The 23,856-nt window shown below is 36.3% G+C and carries 13 protein-coding genes and 1 pseudogene; 6 read left to right on the plus strand and 8 right to left on the minus strand.

What is annotated here, in order from left to right; genetic code table 11:
• Positions 1-789: 789 nt before the first annotated feature.
• The 4 genes and pseudogenes from CXF67_RS13610 to CXF67_RS13630 all read right to left on the minus strand — a co-directional run bounded on the left by CXF67_RS13610 (position 790) and on the right by CXF67_RS13630 (position 4,400).
• Positions 790-1,032 carry a hypothetical protein gene (locus CXF67_RS13610; protein WP_102089247.1) on the minus strand — a complete coding sequence of 81 codons (243 nt, stop codon included), beginning with the start codon at positions 1,030-1,032 and terminating at the stop codon, positions 790-792.
• Between the two features lie 66 nt (positions 1,033-1,098).
• Positions 1,099-1,236 (minus strand): hypothetical protein, encoded by a 138-nt coding sequence (locus tag CXF67_RS18295; RefSeq protein WP_180957966.1) that lies wholly within the window; start codon positions 1,234-1,236, stop codon positions 1,099-1,101.
• 475 nt (positions 1,237-1,711) lie between these two features.
• Positions 1,712-2,167, minus strand: a pseudogene (locus CXF67_RS13615) (transposase).
• Positions 2,168-2,777: 610 nt separating this feature from the next.
• Positions 2,778-4,400 (minus strand): family 16 glycosylhydrolase, encoded by a 1,623-nt coding sequence (locus CXF67_RS13630; protein ID WP_102089249.1) that lies wholly within the window; start codon positions 4,398-4,400, stop codon positions 2,778-2,780.
• A 138-nt stretch (positions 4,401-4,538) separates the two neighbouring features.
• Here CXF67_RS13630 and CXF67_RS13635 point away from each other — a divergent pair, with 138 nt between their 5' ends.
• Together CXF67_RS13635 and CXF67_RS13640 are read left to right on the plus strand one after the other, a co-directional pair.
• Positions 4,539-6,962, plus strand: a complete 2,424-nt coding sequence (locus CXF67_RS13635; RefSeq protein ID WP_102089250.1) for an alpha/beta hydrolase family protein — start codon at positions 4,539-4,541, stop codon at positions 6,960-6,962.
• Positions 6,963-7,566: 604 nt separating this feature from the next.
• Entirely contained in the window at positions 7,567-9,399 is a 1,833-nt protein-coding gene (locus CXF67_RS13640) for a CocE/NonD family hydrolase (RefSeq protein WP_102089251.1), read from the plus strand.
• 77 nt (positions 9,400-9,476) lie between these two features.
• On the opposite strand, the gene CXF67_RS13645 is transcribed toward CXF67_RS13640, so the two are convergent.
• Genes CXF67_RS13645 through CXF67_RS13660 form a run of 4 tightly spaced genes read right to left on the minus strand, consistent with a single transcriptional unit; the run spans position 9,477 to position 18,020 of the window.
• Positions 9,477-12,266 carry an alpha-amylase family glycosyl hydrolase gene (locus tag CXF67_RS13645; protein ID WP_102089252.1) on the minus strand — a complete coding sequence of 930 codons (2,790 nt, stop codon included), beginning with the start codon at positions 12,264-12,266 and terminating at the stop codon, positions 9,477-9,479.
• A gap of 58 nt (positions 12,267-12,324) precedes the next feature.
• Entirely contained in the window at positions 12,325-13,482 is a 1,158-nt protein-coding gene (locus tag CXF67_RS13650; RefSeq protein ID WP_102089253.1) for a SusE domain-containing protein, read from the minus strand.
• Positions 13,483-13,500: 18 nt separating this feature from the next.
• Positions 13,501-15,096 (minus strand): RagB/SusD family nutrient uptake outer membrane protein, encoded by a 1,596-nt coding sequence (locus CXF67_RS13655; RefSeq protein ID WP_102089254.1) that lies wholly within the window; start codon positions 15,094-15,096, stop codon positions 13,501-13,503.
• An 11-nt stretch (positions 15,097-15,107) separates the two neighbouring features.
• Entirely contained in the window at positions 15,108-18,020 is a 2,913-nt protein-coding gene (locus CXF67_RS13660) for a SusC/RagA family TonB-linked outer membrane protein (RefSeq protein WP_102089255.1), read from the minus strand.
• A 194-nt stretch (positions 18,021-18,214) separates the two neighbouring features.
• On the opposite strand from CXF67_RS13660, the gene CXF67_RS13665 reads away from it, so the two are divergent.
• From CXF67_RS13665 to CXF67_RS13680, 4 genes are all read left to right on the plus strand, one after another.
• Positions 18,215-19,273, plus strand: a complete 1,059-nt coding sequence (locus CXF67_RS13665) for a LacI family DNA-binding transcriptional regulator (protein WP_102089256.1) — start codon at positions 18,215-18,217, stop codon at positions 19,271-19,273.
• 94 nt (positions 19,274-19,367) lie between these two features.
• On the plus strand, positions 19,368-20,891 hold the full coding sequence (locus tag CXF67_RS13670; RefSeq protein WP_102089257.1) for an MFS transporter: 1,524 nt from the start codon (positions 19,368-19,370) through the stop codon (positions 20,889-20,891).
• Complete coding sequence (pgmB, locus tag CXF67_RS13675; protein WP_102089258.1) at positions 20,884-21,543, plus strand: beta-phosphoglucomutase; 660 nt, start codon at positions 20,884-20,886, stop codon at positions 21,541-21,543. The genes CXF67_RS13670 and pgmB overlap by 8 nt, the downstream gene beginning before the upstream one ends.
• 20 nt (positions 21,544-21,563) lie before the next feature.
• A complete protein-coding gene (locus CXF67_RS13680) occupies positions 21,564-23,849 on the plus strand; it encodes a glycoside hydrolase family 65 protein (RefSeq protein ID WP_102089259.1) in 2,286 nt (761 codons plus the stop codon).
• Positions 23,850-23,856: the final 7 nt, after the last annotated feature.

Genomic DNA, 23,856 nt, shown 5'->3' on the forward strand with positions numbered 1-23,856 from the left:
ACTACTGACCTCTAATTATTTATTCTTCTTAACTCATAACTAATCATTTGAAATACTCTCATTTTGTTTTATGATCTGGCTAATTTTATAAATCATTAAAACTTATAAAAAAGGTATACTCGTTTCTATTATTTGCATTTTATGTTGTGAGTACTTTTGCACGAAGGATAATGCTTCTTTTACAGACTGAGTTATCCAGTTAAAGTAATGGTTTTGCTAACAATTTGTGAAAAGTTAAACTTTCTGGTGGTAGTGTCAGACGGTCAATAACTTATGAAGACTATGAATCACTGCCTCATTTTTCATATGATGGTAAATAGATTTCGCTTAGCGCAGAAGATGAACGGCATACAGATGTTTACAGTATTTCTTCTGAAGGTTGAATCTCTAAACGATTGACTTATCCTCTTGGAGGTGATATTGTTTAAGGCAGGACTTTTTCTGGTGAAATACTACATTGTACTGGAAGAAAATCACATTCAACCAAAATCTCACAATTATATCAAATTTCGACTGGAGGAAGTTTTCCAAGACATTTAGTGGATATGAGGGCTTCTTGCGGAGAAGTTTTTTCCTGTGTCAATTATGTGGTGATATTAGTGAGCTGCGACTCATGTAGTTCGAATCTCTTCTCTTAGCATCTGCAAATACCAAAACCCAAACGAAGCTTACACCTTGTTTGGGTTTTGGTATTTGTGGGCAGTCTCGTGGTAGGACATTGGCCACGGTAAACTTGATAATTTAGTTATTTTGAGATTCTGATTTTATAGCCTCTAGAGCGTTAGCTAACTACACCTTACAATCAGTTGAAGGAATCACTAACGCTGCGGTTTTCCCTGTAGGAAGAGCATACACAACCTCAATACATTTATTAATATCGCTCAAATATCTACTGTATTTAACTCGAAATTTGAACTCAACAGCCCTATTTCCTTTTGGTCTATCTCCACCAACAAATACATCCATTGGTACACTAGTACCTGGAAAAACAGTTAGACTGGTTTTCTCAACAGCTTCAGAACTATCATGCATGTTTATAGCTGTATATTCTGTAATACTTATTGGTACCGAACTATGATTTTTTGCCCTTATTTCTACCTAACCTGTCAGAATATCTTTATCAAAACCTCTGAAATCATCTACAGTTAAGTAAAGGATTGGCTCTTTTTCAATTTCTGTCAATTCTACAAGTCGGTTGTTGATTTTGATTTGCTTTTGACCTATCAATACGGCCATGATTCCAGTAAATAAAACCACCAGAACTCCAGCAACACTAATACCAATCTGCCATATCTCAAAATTTGTCCAGAGCTAGCTTGGAGATGATGCGGAGAGTAATCCACTTATTAAATATATTATATCATTTTTAAAGAGTGTAGGAATTTATCTCGTTACACAAGTAGTCTCCTTTATCACTCTTTTCTCAAAAGTGCTGGCGATAACTTCGAATCACTCACTCTCCGCACTGACAACTTAGTATCGGTGTGACCCATGTATGATAGTTGTTGTATCAAAAAAAAGCGAGGAATATTGTTCTTTTTTGATACAACAAATTGAGTTTAAATAATCTAGAACTTTTCTTTCACTCTGCTAAATAAATGGGTCTGAAAGTTCATGGGGTGAAATTATTTTCCTAACTATTGCACTTAGTTTCTTTAGAAAGTAGTTCAATATGGGCAAATAATGCATTTGGATAGATCTGGCAATTGTACTAAATGAATTGAACTGAGTTTTTTTTAACTTTAGTATACCAATGCGCTAACTTTAATCGGGCAACATCTTCATGTGTATTGTTTTCAAAAATATAGGTTAATCCTTGTGCTAAATTATATACTTTTTCAATGTTTGGGTATAATATAAATAGGATCTCAGCTCTTTCTTTCTGTCCTAGAGTCCATTTTGTTTTGGATTTGAATAATAAATATCTGCTTCTAGCGAGTAGTTGTTTTTGCGTATCTCCATTGCTCGGAAGTTCATACTTATATGTATTTCCTTCCTCCAGGGCCTCTAGTGTATCTCTATTTTTCTGCTCTAATTCTTCCACCTTAATCGTATACGCTTTTCTTGTACTGCTTTGTGAGGCTTATTTTTGGACATGAAATTGATCAGTAACTAGTTCTGTTTTAGAAAAACATTTTTTAGTAATTAAATTCATGCTATTCTCCATATCAACTGTAACTTCTTCTACTACCTTTCGTCTCTCTAGAGGGATCTTATACCAAATTAAATTTATAATGTCGTATAAATAAATTGAATTATTTTTTGACTAATTGAAATTAAAAATAATTAGCATAGCCTTAGTTACGGTAATTATTTTTAATAAAAAGCAGGCGAAAAAGAAATGATTTATTGCGACATTATAGGTTTAAATTGGTATTATGGAGTATATTAATGACATCAATGGTTCTAGTTCCCTTTAAGATAGCAACTATACTCGCTCTTTTACCCTGAGCATTTTTGTTGGTTAAGATGGTGTATAGCTCACCATTAGATAAAGGGGTTTCGTCTAGACTTAAATAGGTGGCGATATTCTCTGCGAAGAGTAGTCAATTTTATACATGTTTTAATCCAAGAGAATAGAAACATAGTATAGAAATTTATAGTCCACAAAAATTTATAGATTTTGATTCTACAATTTCAGAACTACTGACTTATTCTAACTAAGATTCATCCTCTAATGTAGAATTTTTTATAAAAGCTATAATGTCATAGCCATTTAAAAAATCAAATCTCGTCCACAAATTAAATAAGTCAACCATTTTTATAAGATGTCTAACTTATTCTTTAATGATTTTATGGGTCTCGGTTGTTTGAGGCCCTCTTCTTTGTAAGAAGAATATCCCCGGCGACCAATTTGAGGTGTCGATAGTTGTGCTTTGAGAGCGGAGAACAAAATTATTAATAAGTTGACCTAGAAGATTATATATAAAGACTTCTTGTCCGAGAGCCTCCTTTGGAGAATGGATAGTGGTTTGATTTTGAGCAGGGTTTGGAAAGGCATTTAGTTTTACTTCAGAGTTCACTTCACTAATCCCTAAGTTACTTTCTTGGTATATCCTTACATAATCTATTTCCATAGTACTTTGCGTAAAGGTTGGATCTATAATGGATTGGATTGCCGTGTTTAATAAAATGTATTGGTCTTCATCAAAAGGCCAAGTCTGGTCGTTTTGTATATCAGGCTGATAAGTATAATGCACATTTCCATCTACACTAAACACCATGCGGTTTGGATACCAATCTAGAATGTAATTATGAAAAGCTGTTGAAGCCGTTTGAATAATTTGACCTCCAACATTAGATGTGTTTCCAAAGCTAGAAGGGGTGTGTAATGCACTTGAGATATAATTCTGGTCATCACCCCAATGCTCCATAATATCTATTTCTCCGCAGGCAGGCCATGGAGTGTTTCCAAAGCCTTCGTTATCCCAATATCCACCAGTTTCCTGGATATTTTGACCGAGTAGCCAGATAGCAGGCCAAGTGCCAACACCTGTAGGTAACTTTGCTCTCACTTCAACCCGTCCGTAGGTAAAAGCAAATTTGGAGTTGAGTCGGGCAGAAGTATATTCTTTAGTCACTCCTTGGTCTGTAAAAGTTTCGTTTTTAGCAACCAAGTTTAAGTTGCCATTTCCAACAAACGTGTTTTCAATTCTATTTGTATAATGTTGTATTTCTCCATTGAACCAAGAGTCACCCTGAGGTAATTTAGTTTGATGGAACCATTTATTTGTATTTATGGCACCGTCTGAATCAAACTCATCATACCATACTAATTCGTCGTAGACAGGATCATTTGGATTTCCAGGTTCATCTTCACTATCTCTACCTTCAAAATAAAAATTATCTATAAAGGCAATTACTTGGTCAGTATTGTTTTCTCCATTAAGTTGAAGCACCACTCGATTGAAATCGGTCCTCATTAATGGATCTGGAGAATCAGGGTTCAAATTGATAAATTCATCTTGAGAAAAACTGAAACTTACAGTTTGCCATTGATCCAATTCTATTGTTTTTATAATTTCACTTTGTGTGGACCATGGAGTTGATTGATTTCTATTTTGAAGTTTCAAAGAAATTTGATTGGTTTGATTTCCTGTTAGTTCTGAGGAGGGAACATAAATCTTCAAGCTAAAGGTTGAATTCTGGTCTAAAAGGATAGCAGAGGAACTATCAAATCCAATATTCGCATATTGTCCTTCTGCATCTTCATATCTCAATACTGTTGAAGAGGGATTGGAGGAATCTATAAATGGATTACTAAAGTTTATATCCATCAAAGCTTCGTCTTCATACCATGAAGATATGGTCGAATTCCCTTCAAAATCATCTTCCAAAATCTGGGAAATTCCTGTAAAATTTATAAATAATAATAATGAGGAAAGTAAAACTTTAAGCATTTTTTTTTAGTACAATATATTCATTTGCTTAATATTAATAAAACATGTAATGTTAAACTTAATAAACTTGATTTAAAAAATATATTTGAAAGTTACTCCTAGTTTTTATAAATTTAAAGTCAACTATTATCACATACTATGAAAAATAAATTATTACTGTTGTATGCCCTTTTGCCTTTAATAGGTTTTAGTCAATTGGATTTAAACTACCAACTACCGCACAAAAACATACTTGAACTTGCAGATGCCCCTATGCCACCCTCTATGAGTATAAATCCCAAGGGGAGCAAGGCGTTGCTTATTTACAGGAATCAATATCAAACTATTGAAGATCTAGCTGAAGATGAGTTAACATTGGCTGGTTTAAGAATAAATCCTAAAACAAATATCTCAAGTCGCACCCGTTTTTATGTGGATTTAAAATTAGTTGATCCTAATAAGAAAAAAGAATTTGAGATTCAAAATTTACCTGTCAATCCTAAGATTTCAAATATCAATTGGTCTCCAAACTACAACTATATAGCATTTACGAATACTCTATCTACAGGAAATGAATTATGGGTCATCGATTATAAAAACAAATCTGCTAGTCGGTTGACCTCAGCGGTGGTTAACGGAAATATGGGAACTACATTGACATGGTTGCCAGACGAATCTGGTATTTTGGTTAAGACTTTACCAGAAAAGCGACAAAATCTCATCGATGCGGATAATAAAGTACCCACGGGACCCACGGTTTCTGTTAATGAAGCAGGTGTTGAGGCTCAAAACAGAACCTATCAGGATCTTTTAAAGAATAAAGTTGATGAATTTAATTTTGAAGTTTTGGCCACTTCAGAAATTCAAAAAGTAGATTTAGAAGGCAACCAAAGTCTTTGGAAAACTGGGGCGATGTATGGAAGTATGTCTATTTCTCCAGATGGTAAGTATGTCATAGTTTCAGAAATTAAAAAGCCATTTTCTTATATAGTTACTTATGGTAGATTTCCAACTTCACACACAATTTATACAGCAGATGGTGACTTAGCTCACGTTATTGCAGATATCCCCCTCATGGAAGAAATGCCTAAAGGATTTATGTCTACTAGAACAGGCCCTAGAAATATGTCTTGGAGAGAGGATCAACCAGCAACCCTAGTTTGGGTAGAAGCTTTAGACGGTGGAGATGCCGATAAGGAAGTAGAGTTTAGAGATGAAGTGTATCAATTAAAAGCACCTTTTACTGCTAAAAAAGAGGATTTAGCCAAAACTAAATTGCGTTTTTCTGGAATAACTTGGGGAGATAAGACTACCGCTGTTTTAAGTGAATACTGGTGGAACACGAGAACCGTGAGAACTAGTATTTTTAATCCCTCCAACTCAGAAGCGGAGGCTGTCCTTTTTAACGAAAGAAATTATCAAAATACCTACGATGATCCAGGGCGTTTTGTCACCACAAAAAACAAATTCAATCAATCTGTCTTGCAGATCTTGAACGGAAGACTAACGCTAACTGGACAAGGGTATTCCGAAAAAGGAAAATTTCCTTTTGTGGATGAATATGATTTGAAATCTAAAACCAGTAAACGCCTTTTTCAAGTTAAAGAGTCGGACTATTTAGAGTCTTTTGTGAATATGATCAATGCTAAAAAAGGCTTGATTCTAATTAGATTAGAAAGTAGTAATGAATTTCCAAATTACTACTTTAGAAATTATAAAACCGGAAGTCTAGAGCAAATTTCAAATTTCGAAAATCCATTTAAAGCCATACAAAATGTAGATAAAGAAGTTATTACTTATAAGCGTGAAGATGGTCTTGAGCTTTCTGCTACCTTGTATCTTCCAGTAGGCTATGATAAAGAGAAGAAAGAAAAAATGCCAATGTTGATGTGGGCTTATCCACGGGAGTATAAGGATAAAAATAGTGCTTCTCAAGTGACCTCTAGTCGCAAAGAATTTACTTATCCATACTATGGCTCCCCAATTTATTGGGTTAACAGAGGTTATGTCGTTTTGGACGACGCGGCTTTTCCTATCATTGGAGAAGGGGAGGAGCAACCTAATGACAGCTTTAAAACTCAATTGGTCGCCAATGCCAAAGCAGCTATAGATGCTGTGGATGAGCTAGGCTATATCGACAGAAATAAAGTAGCTGTTGGAGGACATAGTTATGGGGCGTTCATGACCGCTAATTTATTGTCACATTCAGATCTTTTTGCGGCGGGTATTGCTCGAAGTGGAGCTTATAACAGAACGTTAACGCCTTTTGGTTTCCAGTCCGAAGAACGCAATTACTGGGAATCACCAGAAGTTTATAATACCATGTCTCCTTTTATGAATGCGCACAAGATGAAAACCCCCTTATTGCTTATTCATGGACAAGCCGATAATAATTCAGGAACCTATCCTATGCAAAGTGAGCGCTATTTCAACGCCTTAAAAGGGCTTGGGGCTCCTGCAAGATTGGTTATGTTACCAAAAGAAAGTCATGGCTATGCTGCGAAAGAAAGTATCATGCATATGTTATGGGAGCAAGATCAATGGCTAGAAAAATATGTCAAAAACAGAGGCATGGAGGAATAAATTTTCTTTTGAATTTATGTAAAGAAAAGACTAGAAGTTATCTTCTAGTCTTTGTATTTTAGGTTAATCTCTAGCCTTCAGAATGACAGTAGCAAAATGTCATTCCGATAGAGACGTTTTTTACGTCGATGAGGATTCTTTTTTATTTCAACACGAATTTTTTATTTTTTCGATAGGGAGAGATTCTTCAGTCGCTGAAAAGGCTCCTTAAGAATGACACTTGCAAATTGTCATTGCGACTTCAGCCACATCAAATTAAATTTTAAATGTCCTATAAATAGATTGAATTATTTTTTGATTGATTGAAATAAAAAATAATTAGCATAGCCTTAGCTACGGTAATTATTTTTAATAAAAAGCAGGCGAAAGGGAAACGATTTATGGTGACATTATAGGTTTAATTTGGTATTGTACCCTATAATTCAAGACGGATGTTGAGGTGAATTTTTTCACTAAAGCTGGTTATCGTTAAAAGTTTAAGTTAACGCAACCAAAATCTCGCTTGCGGAAATTAAAGCTCTTATTAATACGTTGTGACACTAACTTTTTTGTGAATTTAAACTTAAGCTGCATTTTTAAGTCCTAGATTTAAATTAAAAACTATATGAAACATTTAAAGTTTGGTTTCATCTTATTCTTGCTGTGCTCTGTATCTAGTGTGATGGCTCAATATGATGTCAAAGCCAATTACGACAAGCAAGAAGTAGATATCAAAATGCGGGATGGTTTAAAACTGCATACCACTATTTACACACCAAAGGACACGTCAAAATCTTATCCGATCTTGATGCAACGGACGCCTTATAGCTCTCGACCTTATGGCGAAGACCAGTATAGAAAACAAATAGGCCCCAACACATTCCTTATGGAACAGGGAAATATTATCGTGTACCAAGATGTGCGTGGTCGCTGGATGAGTGAAGGTAAGTATGATAATATGCGCGGCTTTATCCCAAAGAAAAAGCGCAGAGAAACAGATGAGGCCTCAGATACCTATGATACGATCGACTGGCTTGTGAAGAATGTTGACAATACTAATGGAAATGTGGGGACTTGGGGAATTTCTTACCCTGGGCACTATGCTGCCATGTCTGTACTTTCTGACCATCCTGCCTTAAAAGCAGCTTCGCCACAAGCGCCGATTGGCGATTTTTACTTTGATGACTTTCATCATAATGGGGCTTATTTATTGAGCTATTGGGTGGCTACGGCAGTGTTTGGTTATGATAAAGAGGGACCAACTACAGAATCTTGGTACCCCATTCCAGATATTGGTACTAAGGACGCGTATCAATTCTTTTTGGATATTGGTCCCTTGTCTAATCTCGATAAGTATTACGGAGAAGACAATGTGTTTTGGCAACAATTAAAAGATCATCCAGACTATGATGAGTTTTGGCAAAAACGCGGTCTTGTGCAGTATATGAAGGATGTAAAACCCGCTGTCTTGACGGTTGGTGGTCTGTTTGATGCGGAAGACCTTTATGGTCCGTTTGAAATCTATAAAAGCTTAGAAGAAAATAGCGATAATTTTAATGCTGTTGTTTTAGGACCTTGGAGTCATGGCGACTGGGCTAGACTCAAAGAGAGACAAGCGGTTGGCAATATGTATTTTGGAGATGATTTGTCTGAAAACTTTCAGGTCAATTATGAAACCAAATTCTTTAATCATTTTCTAAAAGAGGAAGGGGAGTTTGATGCTGCTGAAGCGACTATGTATGATACTGGAGCAATGCAGTGGGATGAATACGAGATGTGGCCTCCAGAAAATGCGATAGCTACTGACTTTTACTTGGGTGACAATCAAAACTTAAGTAGGGAGGCCAATCCAGATTTTGAAAATAAATTTGTGAGTGATATAAATAAGCCGGTCCCTTTTACTGAAGATATTAAGGTCACTTTTACACCGAGAAAGTTTATGACAGACGACCAACGTTTTGCCGCTCGTCGTCCAGATGTGATGGTTTATGAAACTGAAGTGCTAGAAGAAGACATGAAACTTTCTGGTGAAATTTTAGCAGCTCTTGAGGTAGCTACCACGGGAACAGCTTCAGACTGGATTGTAAAAATCATCGATGTGTATCCTGCCGATGCTGAAGATTCTGAAGAAATGCAAGACCACTTGAAGATGAGTAATTACCATATGATGGTAAGAAGTGAAGTTTTTAGAGGTCGTTATAGAGAAAGCTTTTCGGAGCCTAAGCCTTTTGTACCTCATCAAAAAACTAGTGTAGATTTCCAGATACAAGATGTTAATCACACGTTTAAGAAAGGGCACAAGTTGCACATACAAGTGCAGAGCACGATGTTTCCTTATATCGATAGAAATCCACAGAAGTATGTAGACAATATCTTTGAAGCTACAGAGGACGATTTTGAAACGCATACCCATACTATTTATGGAGATTCAAAAATTGTTCTTCCTGTAGTGAAGTAATAGAGCTATAGCCTACTATAAAAAAGACCTCGAGTGAATGCTCGAGGTCTTTTTGGCTAAAGCTAAAACATATAAAATTAGTTGATTATCAATTTTTTGGTCTCAGAGTTTTGTTGATTTCTATATTTTATAAAATATAATCCTGGGCTTAGATTTTTAATTCCAAATCTATGATTTGCATTGAAGCTACCCTTATAGTTTTTGATTAGCCTTCCATTTATATCATAAACCTGAACAGCATTAATTTCATTTGAAATTGAAAAGTAATTGGTTGCTGGATTTGGATATACCGTATAATTTAGGGCAGAAACCTCATATGTATTCAAAGAGGGCTGGTTATTGAAATAGATCTTAAATTCACCAGGAGCTAGAGTAAGGTTCATAGACGTATTGCTAACTTCTAAACTAGTTTCAGTTACCACATCATACCAAGTTCCAGCTTCTTGGAAAAAGGCTTGAGTAGTAAGTGAAGTCACTCCAAAGTTTCCAATAATAATGACGTACTTAGGTTCGCTACCAGTGGCATTATCATCTACCAAGTAAATTTTCTTCTCAAAGTCGTCAGCGACTTCCAAAGTAAAATTATCAGTTTTGAAAATGGGTTCATTTCGTTTTAAAGCAATTAATTTAGACCAAACGTCATAAACGTCTGTTCTGTCAGAATTGTTGAGGTAATCCCAACGTATTGGCTTAGGCCCAGTTCTACAGTCATTATTTATAGTTCCGTCTTCACAATAATTGATACTAAATTCATAGCCCAATTCTCCAAATTGCCAGATCATTTTGGGCCCAGGAATGGTAAAATAGAAGGCCCCTGCAAGTTCTAGTCTATCCAAAGCTGTATTGAGTTCTGTGATGTCATAAGCACCATTACCATTTCCAAATTCTAGATTTTTATACATCAATCTTTCCTCATCATGACTTTCCATATAACTCACGTTGGATGGAGTAGACCAGTCTCTATTTTGATAGGAAACATTGCTGAAATTCGAGTCTTCATAGCCCATCGTGGATTGGTTATAATTGTAATTGCTGTTTCCCCAGACCATCATACCAGATTCGCTAGCATTGTCTGTCGCTCTGTGGTTAATGAGTTGAGTTTCTTCAGAATTGGGAGCAAAATGTTCTAAAATAACATAAGTGTCTTCATTATAACTTCTAATGTCATCGTACATTCTATTTAAAAGATTAATTCTAGATTGATCGAAGCCACCGCCATCACCAACAGTGTTGGTAAAGCCCTTGGTAAAGTCGAATCTGTAACCATCGATATTGTACTCTTCTAACCAAAATCTATTGATTTGATCCATATAGTCTTGAGTAGCTAGTGATTCGTGATTGATATCATTAAAAAACTGAAACGCCGTATTAGGGTCATTTTCATTAAAAATAGGATTCTCTGAAGTCACTTGGCCATTGTAACAGCCACCACAATCGTTGTACATTCTATAATAAGGATGTTGCCCAGTCGCATGGTTGAAAACGACATCCAATAAAACAGCAATTCCTCTTTGATGACAAGCGTCTACAAAAGCTTTAAAATCCTGTGGTGAACCGTAATATTTATCCAAAGCCATGTGTAAAGCTGGATTGTATCCCCAACTAAGATTTCCGTCAAACTCATTCACAGGCATAAGTTCGATGGCATTGATGCCTAAGTCTTGCAGGTAATCTAATCTATTAATGACAGATTGAAAGCTATGGTTTTCATCAAAATCTCTGATAAGCATTTCGTAAATGACCAAATCTTCTTGAGCTGGTGGAGTAAAATTCTCTATTTGCCAATTGTAATCTGGTTGATTCAACTTTACCCAGCTTACCAATTCTGAAGTAGCTCCTTGTGGATAACTTGGAATATTTGGAAATATAGAATTTTCAAGAAACTGGTCGTTGAACGGGTCTAAAACAACTTTGGAATAAGGATCTGCTACGACCAATTCAGCTTCTATGCTGTATTGAAATAAGAAATCGGCATTGGGAGCGCTGAAGTTATTTAAGGTAATCCAATGTTGATTAGTACCATTATCAAAATTCAGTAAATAGGTGTTATCAATAGTCCAGTTGTTAGAGTTGAAGTTACCAATAAGATGAACAAATTCCTTTTCGGGAGCAAACAAGACTAAAGTGATTTCATTTGGATTCGAACTGTCATAATTAATACCGTTTTGAGCCCCTGTTGGAACAGGAGCAATAGTCACATTTGGAGTTAACACCGCATTAAATAGAAATTCAAATACCTCACCAGAATTAGGTTCTGTTGCTATGAGTTCAAAGTTTGAATCTTCAGTAACACTTAAGTTATTAGAATAAGAAGTAATTCCATTCTGAGTATCGATAACATTCCCATTTTGAGTCAATACAAAATTTGCATTTAAACTCGCCGTAGCTTCAATTGACAATTGATCACCTGAGTTGATTAGAGTGGTCGTTTCGGTTGGACTGTTCAAACTGACCTGAAAACTCCCTACAGGAATACGATTGTCCTGAGTTTTTTTATCTCCTGTCCCGTCTTTAGCCTTGGCAAGCATGCCTAATTCTACAATATCGTTTGAGTTATAAAGCAAAGTAGGAGTAAAGGTGAAGGAAAACGTTCCATCACCATTAGCTGTCATTTTTTGAGCTTCATTGGAGTTGATCCACTCCCCGTTGGTTGGTGAATCGGATTCCTGTCCGGCTGAATTTTCGTACCAAGCCCAAAAGTAAACCTCTGTAACGCCCCATATTGAGGGGTCTACATTGGAGACACTAATCGTAATCTCTTCATCCTGATCGAAGGTAGGTGGAGAGACGCTAAAGACCCCATCTTGTTGTTGTGCGAATCCTACGATAGAGCATAGTAAGGCTGTAATTTGTAATAGTTGTTTCATAGTATGAGAATATAAAAAAGTCTATCCTATTGAGATAGCCTTTAGAGTAATAGATGTGCTATTGAAGCGAAATTAGCATGTAATTTCCTGTAAGGTCATTAAACCAAACTTCGTAAGTTCCTGCACTAGAAGGAATATTTGGACCTCCTAAAGAACCAAATCCAGAAAATTCTGTATTGCTTCCCCAGTTAGCGACGTCCCAATCGTCTTCAGCTCTAAACTTCACTTCTCCATCAAAAAGTTCAATTTCAGAGATGTACCAGACATGAGGGTCAAAAGTAGATTGAGTCATGTTGATGTCTTGATTCCAACCCTGATCGCTTCCAGTTGTTCCAAATCCAATAATTCCAATACTTGCATAAGCCTCCGAACTTGCTTCATCAAAAGCTATCAAAGAAGAGGTTTTATTTTCTGTATCCACTTCTAGGGTATAGTATCCTTCACCATCAGTAATTTGGAAAGGTCCTGGATCTCCACCAAGATCTTCACTGGTTTCAAATGAACCATCTTGAAGACCCCACTGTGGCTGCCAAGCCCCTCTGTTTTCAATTAGTTTAAATTCATTAGTATCTCCACCTAAAAATTTACCTGTATAAGTAAAGACATTTTCGTTTTCGGGATCTCTTACTAATGGAAAATTGTTATTATCATTATTCCAATCTGCGGCTGTCGCATTACCTACAAAATATAGATTAGGAAATACGGGAAGTGGTTCTGGTCCACCTGTAGCAATTAAAGTCACAGTAAGTGTAGTCACTTCTGAAAGAGTTTCAGGAGAGTTTTCAGCATTTTCAGAACCAATTAAAGCTCTAACCCGAAAGTATAAATCGCCAGTATCTGGGTTTTCTGTCGCTTCATCATTATCTAAACCAGCAGCTTCTGCTAGGCTTAACAACTGTGCTACTGTAATAGAAGCTTGGAGGTTTGACGTTTCAGCTAAAAGTTCAGGAGCCGTGAATTCAAAATCAGCTGAACCTTCCAGTTGATAAGTTATTGGGGTAGGGATTCCAAAATCTGGAGATTCCCAAGTAAAGCGTTCTGCATTATTTTGAGCGGTTTGTTCACTCAATAAATATTCTCCCAAAAAGTCGTTGGTAAACGAAATTTGGTCTGGAGGTGTCTGAGCAGTGAACTGAATTTCATCATCTTCACTACAAGCATTAAACGCTACTATTGCGAAAAACACCATTATTAATTTTAAAATGTTCTTGTTCATAATTTTTAGTATTTAATATTAATAACCTGGATTTTGTGTTAAATTTTGATTGGTCGCTAAACTAGCTGAAGGAATAGGGTATATCGCTCTAAAATTGTCGATTGAAGTTCCTGCTGATGGACCCCCTTTAAACGTCCAAACATATTGATTTCCAGTATATAAGCCGAAACGGATAAGGTCTTGTCTTCTATGGCTTTCCCAGTACAATTCTCTAGCACGCTCGTCGATAAGAAAATTGAGATCGAGTTGAGCAGGAACAATACTTCCTGAAGTGTCTCCAAAGGCTCTCTCTCTTAGTGAGTTAACATAATTAAGAGCTGTATTTAGATCTCCGCCACCGCCTCTTAGATGTGCTTCTGCATACATCAGATAGGCATCTGCAAGCCTAAACATAGGAAAATCTGCATCAGTAAAGGTTCTATCAGAACCAAAACCACCTGTAGATGTTCTATTGGAATATTTGCTAGTAATATAACCCGTATTAGGATCTGTGACGACAAGAGAAATAGGTCTGTTTTCTGTGATAATTAAATTTCTTGCATCATTTTCAAAAAGTGGATTTAGAGTAAATTTCTCTGAAAATTGTGGTCTGAGTCTAAATAATCCTCCAAAGCCACCTGGATTTACGCCTAACTCTTCACCATTTTGTTCTTGAGCTCCCACTTGGCCTTGGATTATGATGGTTGTTCCTCCATAATTTTGAGTAGCTTGTCCATCATTGGCGATAGGAAAGATAATTTCATTCTGAGCACCATTACTGTTGTTATCTGCTAAAAAGTTAAATTGATAATCATTTACCAATTGATAACCAGAATTGATTACAGCTTCAGATCTTGATAAAGCCTCTGCATATCTAGGAGTCCCTGTATACACTTCAGCATTCAAGTAGATTTTAGCCAAAATCATATGAACAACTCCTTGATCAATCTGTCCATATTCTCCAGAGTTTCCAGCAGGAAGATCTTCTAAAGAGTTTAGCAATAATCCTTCTACTAAATCAAATAGCTCTGGTCTGCTTAACTCTTCTCCTTGAGTAAAGCCAGCTTCTGTGGTTTCATCATAGAACGGTGCTTTTCCAAACATATCCATAAGGTGATAATAAGATAAAGCTTTTAATACGCTGGCTTCAGCCCTATAGGTTTGTATATCTCCAAGAGAACCAATTCCTCTAGATTGTAGCAACTCATCTGTAGATTGTCTTAAGAATTCATTAGAGAGTGATACAGAAAACATAGCTCTAGAATAGACACCTCTTAATAAGACGTTTTCTGGAGAAGCAGAATTTCGCTGCACTCCTCTAATTCCTGGATCATTTTCAAAAGTGAAAATAGTTTCATCTGTAGAAAGATTTTGCAGATTAAATAAACCCCTCATATATTGTCCAGTACCAGCATCCAATCCTCCTATATTACTTCCTCCTGGACCGGTTAGTGAAGACAAAGAAAGGTTGGCATATACCCCAGCCAGAGATTGTTTATAAGCTTCTGCGGAAGTGAATATTTGGTCTGCTAAGGTGATGTTGGGATCTCTGATCTCCACATCCAAATCAGATTCACAAGACGAGAACAAAAATGCTCCAAGTAGTGTGAATAGTAAGTAGTGTTTAATTTTCATAATTGAATTATTTAAAAATTATAATTAACGCCAAGTAAGTAAGTTCTTCCTCTTGGATAGATTGTGTTATCGATACCACTGATGTTTAATTCAGGATCTACTCCAGAATAATCTGTGATCACAAAGGCATTTTGTAAGCCCATCCAGAATCTTAAGCTTGTCGATTCTCTATTAAAACCTCTGAGTGTATAGCCTAAAGTAATGTTATCCATTCTTAAGAAAGACGCGTCTTCTACAAAGAAATCTGATAAGATAACATCTGGGGTTCTTGCAAATCCTGTTTCTAAAACTTGTACAGGTAAGTTATTAGGAGATACTAAATTAAGATTACCCAATTGAGCTCTTGAAGAATTAACATTGTTGTAAATATCATTTCCAAAGCTAGCCCTTAGGTTAAAATTGAAATCGAAGTTCTTATACGTGAAGTTGGATTGGAAACCCATCAATACATCTGCTTGGCCATTTCCAGACACATAGCGATCTCTATCATCAACTGTACCGTCTCCATTTAAATCTGCATAGGCTCCTTCAATGGGTTGCCCAGCTTGATCATATAATTGAGCATAAGTAAAAAAAGAATTTGGCCATGCTCCTTCTCTTTGAACTTGTATCGTATTTCCGGTACCTCCAGCGATTCCACCTACAAAAATATCTTGTCCAAAAGCAAGTTTGGTAATCTCTCTGTCGATAGCGGTAAAGTTGTAGTTCACATTCCAGTTTATGTCATCTTGACGGATCACATTATAATCGAGATTTACTTCAATACCTTTTGACACAAATTCACCGATATTTTGGAAACCTTGGTTGGAGAAGTTTGCACCGTCTGGCACAGGAACATTCGACAAGAGATCATCTGCAGTTCTTTCAAAAACATCTACAGAACCAGACAGTCTATTGTTAAATAATTCGAAGTCTACCCCTAAGTTGATTTCGGTTAAGATTTCCCATTTTATATCTGGATTGGTATATAGTGGTTGAAAGGGTATAATTGGATTTCCGAAATTATACTGTTGGTTAGACAAACCTGTTTGGTAACGTCTTAGGTAATCTGAAGTAGAAGGAACGTCTTGTTGACCTAATTGCCCCCAACCAGCTCTTACCTTTAGACTGTTGATCAAGTTGCTATCTTCCAAGAAATCCTCTTCAGTTAATATCCAAGCACCAGAGACTGAAGGGAAATATTCAAACCTATTCTCTGGAGAGAATTTTGAAACCCCATCTCGTCTAATAGACGCATTTACAAAATATTTATCCTGAAAGCTAAAGTTTGCTCTACCAAAATAACCAATTAGAACAACGTCATCTGCAACTGTGGTTCTGGGTTCTTGTGCGTTTGGGTCTAAAATTTCGTTGGTAGTAAAACGTTCAGATTCAAATTTTTGATAAGAATAACCTGTCGTTAATTTTAAACCGAAATCGTTAAAGTTATTTTTATAAATAAAATAAGAATCGGCAGATGCATTAGTTCTAGTTTGTTCATAGCGAGATTCGTTACCGATAAATTCTCCTTGTTCTGCATTCACTCCTAAAGCACTCGTTCCAGGTCTGGTTAAAGAGCCACCACTATCTGTCCTGTCATAGCCAAGGTTGGTAACAAGCCTTAATTTTGGCAAAAAGTGAAACTTATAGTCTAGATTTAAATTACCAAATAAGCGATCGGCATTACTTATATTTCTAGTTTGAAGTAATTGCGAGACTGGATTTCTTGGGACATTTGAGGCTGCAGACCCATCATTGTCTAAAAACTCAAAGAAACCACCGTAGGGAGACCCAGGTGATCTTACTGGTTGAGTAGGATCAAAAGAGATAGCGTTGCCTTCAACTCCATCTGCAAATCTATTGTCTTCATTGCTATAGTTGGCATTTAAACCTACTTTAAGATGGTCATCAAAAAGTCTTGGATTTAAAGATAAAGAGGCTGTGGTTCTATCAAACTTAGAGGTTTGTCTTAAACCTTGTTGGTCTGAACGATTTAAGGATAATCTAGAAGGAATTTTCCCGAATAAGGCACCACGAACACTCAAGTTTATATCAGAAGATTTTGCATCTCTATATATTTCATCCTGCCAATTGGTATTGGCACTGCCCAATTCTCCAAGTCGACCCGGAAAATTCTCAGCTACTAAATTTCGAAATTGACCTGCACTTAACACATCTACAATATTTTCTATAGTGGTGATGTTTTGCTGAACATCTAAAGAAACACTGAGTTCACCTCTTCCTTTTTTGGTGTTGATGATAATGACCCCGTTTGATGCTCGGATACCATAAATAGCAGCTGCAGAGGCATCTTTTAATACAGAAAAGGATTCAATATCATTTGGGTTAATGGTAGAAAGGATAGACCGTGTTCCATCTGCAACAGAATTATCTAAAGGCAAGCCATCCAAAACGATTAAAGGAGAATTATTAGCATTGAAAGAAGACCCTCCACGGATTCTAATTTCAGATCCAGATCCTGGACCACCGCCCTTAGTGACAGACAAACCAGGGACTCTACCCTGTATAAGACTTTCTGAAGTGACAATATTTCCTTTGTTGAAATCTTTTTCTGTAACAGAAGCCACAGAACCTGAGATAGATTTCACCGTTTGATTTCCGTAGCCCACTACGACAACTTCGCTTAGGGCTTCGGCATCTTCAACCATAGACACCTCTATGGAAGTGTTCTTTCCATTAAAGACAATATCTTTAGTTCTAAAACCTACATAGCTAAAGGATAGCGTTTCACCGTTTTCTAAAACGATTAAGTAATTTCCATCAAAATCGGTCGTTGTTCCCTTATTAGTATTTTTAACAGCGATGTTTACTCCAGGTATTGGCATACCCGAATTATCGACAACGGTCCCACTTACTGTGGATTGTGCAAAAATACTCATAGGCAACAGCATTAGCAGCAGACCTAAAAGTTTAATTGTTCGCATAGAGTATTGTTTTGTGTTATTAATGAGTTATATTTTTACTTCCGATGTTAAAACTATATAAACTATGTTCAATAGCCTTAAAAACCTTGCAGCTACAACGTTTTCGTGTTGATAACTTTTTATTTTTAGTAAAATTTGAGACCATTTTTGATAGAATATCTTATTTTGAGTCAGAATTATTGTAAAATCGTAAGATGAAGCAAAAACCAACACTCAAAGTCATCGCTAAAGAACTAGATGTTTCTGTATCCACAGTGTCTAAAGCTTTGAGAGATAGTAAAGAAATTGGGGAGGAGACCAAAAAGAAAGTAAAGGCATTTGCTAAGCTTTATAATTACAGGCCCAATAATATTGCCTTAAGTCTCAAAAATAAAAAGACCAAAACACTTGGAGTTATTATTCCTGAAATCGTTCATCATTTTTTTACCACCGTAATTTCTGGTATAGAGCATTATGCCAATGATAAGGGATACAACGTCATTGTTGGTTTGTCCAATGAATCTTTTAAGAAAGAAGTGATTAATCTAGAGATGTTAGCCAACGGGAGTATAGATGGTTTTATTATTTCTGTAGCCAAAGAAACCCTTTCATTTAAAGATTTTCACCATTTTTCAGAAACGATAGATCAAGGTATTCCTATCGTCATGTTCGATCGTGTTATTGATGATATTGAATGTGATAAAGTTATTGTAGATGATGTCAAAACCTCAGAGAAAGCAGTTCAAAAACTTATTGATGGTGGATGTAAGAACATAGGGATTATTAGCACAAAAGACTATGTGAATGTAGGTAGACTGAGAACGGAAGGCTATAAAAACACACTAAATGCAAATCATATTAAAATTCAAAATAGCCGTATTTTAAAAATAGACGATAAGTTCAATTCAGATGATAATCTTGAATTTTTAGAGGAACAAATCTATACTTATTTTGAAGAAAATGAAGTTGATGGACTTTTTACGGTCAATGAGCTTTACGCGATTACAGCAATGAAGGTTGCAAGGCAGAAGGGTTTGACTATTCCTGATGATTTACAAGTAATTGGTTTTACAGACGGTGTACTGTCTAGACATGCATATCCTAGCCTAACAACAATAAGCCAGCATGGCTTTGAAATGGGAGAAGAGTCTGCAAAATTACTCATCGATAGGCTGGAAAACCCCAATGAAGAGGAAGAACTCTTTAAGACCATCGTCGTTAAAACTGATATCATCGATAGGGAAACTACAAAATTGCGTAACCCAAAAAAATAAATATATTTGCAGTTCAACTAAGCTATATTTTTACTTCCATAAGATGAGCTTTGTTAAATTATAAGGCTTATCGTTTTAACTTAAATTAGACGATATGCAAAAGCGAAAGCTTAGTTTTTGGGAAATCTGGAATATGAGTTTCGGTTTTTTAGGAATACAATTTGGATTTGCCCTTCAAAATGCTAATACTTCCCGCATTTTTGAAACTCTCGGTGCCGACGTAGAAGACATTCCCATTTTATGGATTGCTGCCCCAGTTACTGGCTTGGTCGTGCAACCTATTGTAGGTTATTTCAGCGATAAGACTTGGACCAGATTGGGTCGCCGTAAGCCATACTTTCTAGTTGGAGCAATACTAGCCTCCATCGCTTTATTTTTAATGCCAAATTCTCCAGAATTATGGATTGCTGCAGGAATGTTATGGATCATGGACGCGTCCATCAATATCTCCATGGAACCTTTTCGAGCTTTTGTAGGTGATAATTTACCAGAAGAACAGCGCACATTGGGCTTCGCTATGCAGAGTTTCTTTATTGGAATAGGAGCCGTTGTAGGTTCTGCTTTACCTTATGTTTTAACCAATTGGATGGGGATCGATAATACAGCACCAGCTGGTGAGATTCCAGATTCTGTAAAATGGTCCTTTTATGTAGGAGGTGTGGTCTTTTTTCTCGCTGTCATTTGGACGGTTTTATTTTCAAAAGAATATTCCCCAGAAGAGATGGAAGCCTTTGAAAAAGAAAGTGCTGTTATCACAATAGAACCCAAAACTGAACAAGAAATTCGTAAGAATATAACGACCCAGCAGAAATCTGGTTCGATCATGATTCTGGTGGGTGCCATTGTTTCGTATGTAATTTATGCCAATGCACTCACCAAGGAACTTTATATCTTATTTATAGGACTTATCATTGTTGGAGTTTTATTTCTCATCGTTTCCGAATTAAGAAAAAAAAGCGTGAGAAATGGCTTTACGATAATCGTTTCAGACTTGTTGAACATGCCTAAAACGATGAAACAATTGGCTTGGGTTCAATTCTTTTCATGGTTTGCCTTATTCTCTATGTGGATCTATACCACTCAAGCCGTTACAGGTCATGTATTTGATACACGAGACACCACTTCAAAAATTTACAATGATGCCGCCGACTGGGTTACGGTAATGTTTACTGTATACAACGGTGTTGCAGCTATTGTAGCTTTTGCTTTACCGGTTCTTGCAAAGAAAACGAGTAATAAATTCACCCATATGTTGGCTCTTATTTTGGGAGGTCTTGGTTTAATTTCTATTTATTTTATGACGACCAAAACAGGGCTAATTATTAGCATGGTAGGAGTTGGAATAGCATGGGCTTCTATACTTTCCATACCTTACGCGATGCTCTCTGGCTCTTTACCGTCTTCCAAAATGGGGTATTATATGGGAGTTTTCAATTTTTTTATTGTGATTCCACAAATAGTAGCCTCTACGATTTTAGGCTTTATCGTCTCCAATCTGTTTGAAAACCAACCTGTATATGCCCTAATTATAGGAGGTGTTTCTATGATTGCAGCAGGATTATTTACCCTAAAAGTAACTACAAATTCAAGAATAGACATAAATCATAACAATGACTAAAGCATTTATATTCGATCTCGATGGGGTCATCGTAGACACTGCGAAATTTCATTATTTAACATGGAAAAATTTAGCAGACTCTCTAGGTATTCCTTTTTCTGAAGAGAAGAATGAACAGCTAAAAGGGGTTTCCAGAGCAAAATCCCTTGAGAAAATTTTAGAATGGGGTCACAAAATTCTTCCTGAAACTGAATTTGAATCTCTTATGTTTAAAAAAAATGAAGAGTACTTGTCATTTGTCAATCAAATGACTGAAAAGGATATACTTCCTGGAGTCATGAAAACTCTAGACTACCTTAGATCCAATGGCTATGCTATAGCCTTAGGATCTGCTAGTAAAAACGCTAGGCTAATCCTATCTAAAGTTGGGCTTGAGGCTTATTTTGAAGAGATTATTGACGGAAACGAAGTCACTAAAGCCAAACCCGATCCCGAAGTTTTTCTAAAAGGAATCGATGCCCTTGGAGGTACTCCCAAATATGCTATTGTCTTTGAAGATTCTTTAGCAGGAATTAAAGCTGCAAACACGGCATGTATGACTAGTGTTGGCATAGGTGACAAATCTATTTTAAAAGAGGCGGATTTCAACTTTCAAGATTTCATTGAAATCGATAAATCTGTAATTGAAACGTTGATTAAATTCAAGAAATAAATTATTAAACGACTAAAGTTATGAATCAAGATTATATCACACCAGACCAATGGTCGATTAAAGAAGACGGATTTGAAATTGATAATGTTCAATCTTCAGAGAGCTTATTTAGTATAGGAAATGGCTCGATGGGACAACGTGCCAATTTCGAAGAATCGTATACAGGGCCAAGCTTTCAGGGAAGCTATATTGGAGGCGTCTATTATCCAGATAAAACTAGAGTTGGCTGGTGGAAAAATGGATATCCAGAGTATTTCTCTAAAGTGCTAAATGCACCCAACTGGATAGGAATTAATGTGATGGTCGATGATGAAACCCTTGATTTGTTTAGCTGTAAAAAGATAGATAAATTTAGTCGCGAACTCAATATGAAAGAAGGCTGGCTTGGCAGAAGTTTTGAAGCAACACTTCAGAACGACACCATTGTAAAAGTAAATGTCAAGCGGTTTTTGAGTTTGGAGCATGAAGAATTGGGTGCCATAAAGTATGATATTACTCCTTTGAATACAGAGGCGAAAATCACTTATCAACCTTATTTAGATTCTGGGATTACAAACCAAGATACCAATTGGGATGATCAGTTTTGGCAAACCACTTATAAAAAAGTTGACCAAAACCAGGGGTTTATAAGATCTCATACGCTTAAAACCTTTTATGAGGTTTGTTCTTTTATGGAATCTAAGGTATTTCTTAATAGTAAAAAACTCAGCATTCAGGGGGAATCTCTTCAAAAAGAGATGGAGGTTTCCATTTCCTTTTCAGAGTATGTGGCCAAGGGGAGCACATTCAGCGTTCATAAATTTGCAGGCTATACGACCTCTTTAAATCATGATAAAACAGAACTTATTTCTGCAGCAAAATCCATCCTGAAAATGGCGGTTGATAGGGGTTTTGATACTTTGCTTCAATCTCAAAAAGAAGCTTGGGATAAAATTTGGCAAACGAGTGATATTACAATTGAGGGGGATGTGAAAGCCCAGCAAGGGATTAGGTTTAATATTTTTCAACTTAACCAAACCTACACGGGGACAGATCATAGATTGAACATTGGTCCAAAAGGATTTACTGGAGAAAAATATGGTGGAAGCACTTACTGGGACACAGAAGCCTATTGTATACCTTTCTATATGGCTACCAAAGATCAACATGTCGCTAGAAACTTATTGAAATACAGATATAATCACCTAGGTAAAGCCATCGAAAATGCAGAAAAATTGGGTTTTTCAAATGGTGCGGCTCTATTTCCTATGGTCACTATGAATGGAGAGGAGTCTCATAATGAATGGGAAATTACCTTCGAAGAAATACATCGAAATGGTGCTATTGCTTATGCGATTTTTAATTACCACCGCTTTACAGGTGATTATTCCTATATCCAAGAAATGGGTTTGGAAGTTTTAATAGCCATTGCTAGATTTTGGCATCAGCGATCTACGTTTTCTAAGCCTAAGGATAAGTATGTTATTTTGGGGGTTACAGGGCCTAATGAATATGAAAACAATGTCAATAACAACTGGTACACCAACTATATGGCAAAATGGTGTATTGAGTATGCAGTAGAGAATATTAGAAAAGTCGAAAAGGAATTTAAAAACGATTATGGAAGAATCTTCCAGAAAACGGCATTGACGACTACTGAAGTTGATGACATGCTTAAAGTAGCAGAAAACATGTATTTCCCCTATTCAGATGAACATGGCGTTTATTTACAGCAGGATGGATTCTTAGACAAAGAAATGGTGAAAGTTGATGATTTGGATAAGAATTTGCGTCCTATCAATCAAAATTGGTCATGGGATAGAATTCTACGTTCACCATATATTAAACAAGCAGATACGCTGCAAGGATTTTACTTTTTCGAACATCATTTCAAGACAGAAGACCTCGAAAAGCATTTTGATTTCTATGAGCCATTTACAGTTCATGAATCTTCGCTTTCTCCTTGTGTTCATAGTATTCAAGCTGCACTCTTAGGAAGAATGGAACAAGCTTATTCGTTTTATTTAAGAACATCGCGTTTGGATCTAGATGATTATAACAAAGAGGTGAAAGAAGGATGTCATATCACGAGTATGGCAGGCACATGGATGAGTATTGTAGAGGGTTTTGGCGGTATGCGTGTCAAAAATGATCAGCTTCACTTTTCTCCAAAAATACCTAAAGAATGGAGGTCGTATTCTTTCAAAGTAAATTTCAGAAATCACATTTTAAAAGTTAATGTGAGTCATGATAGAACAGAATTCACTTTAGATAAAGGGGAAGCCTTAGCTGTAGACCTAGATGGAAAAACAATCAAAGTAGCTTAAATTAAAA

The organism is Psychroflexus sp. MES1-P1E (assembly GCF_002836055.1).
GTDB lineage: Bacteria > Bacteroidota > Bacteroidia > Flavobacteriales > Flavobacteriaceae > Psychroflexus.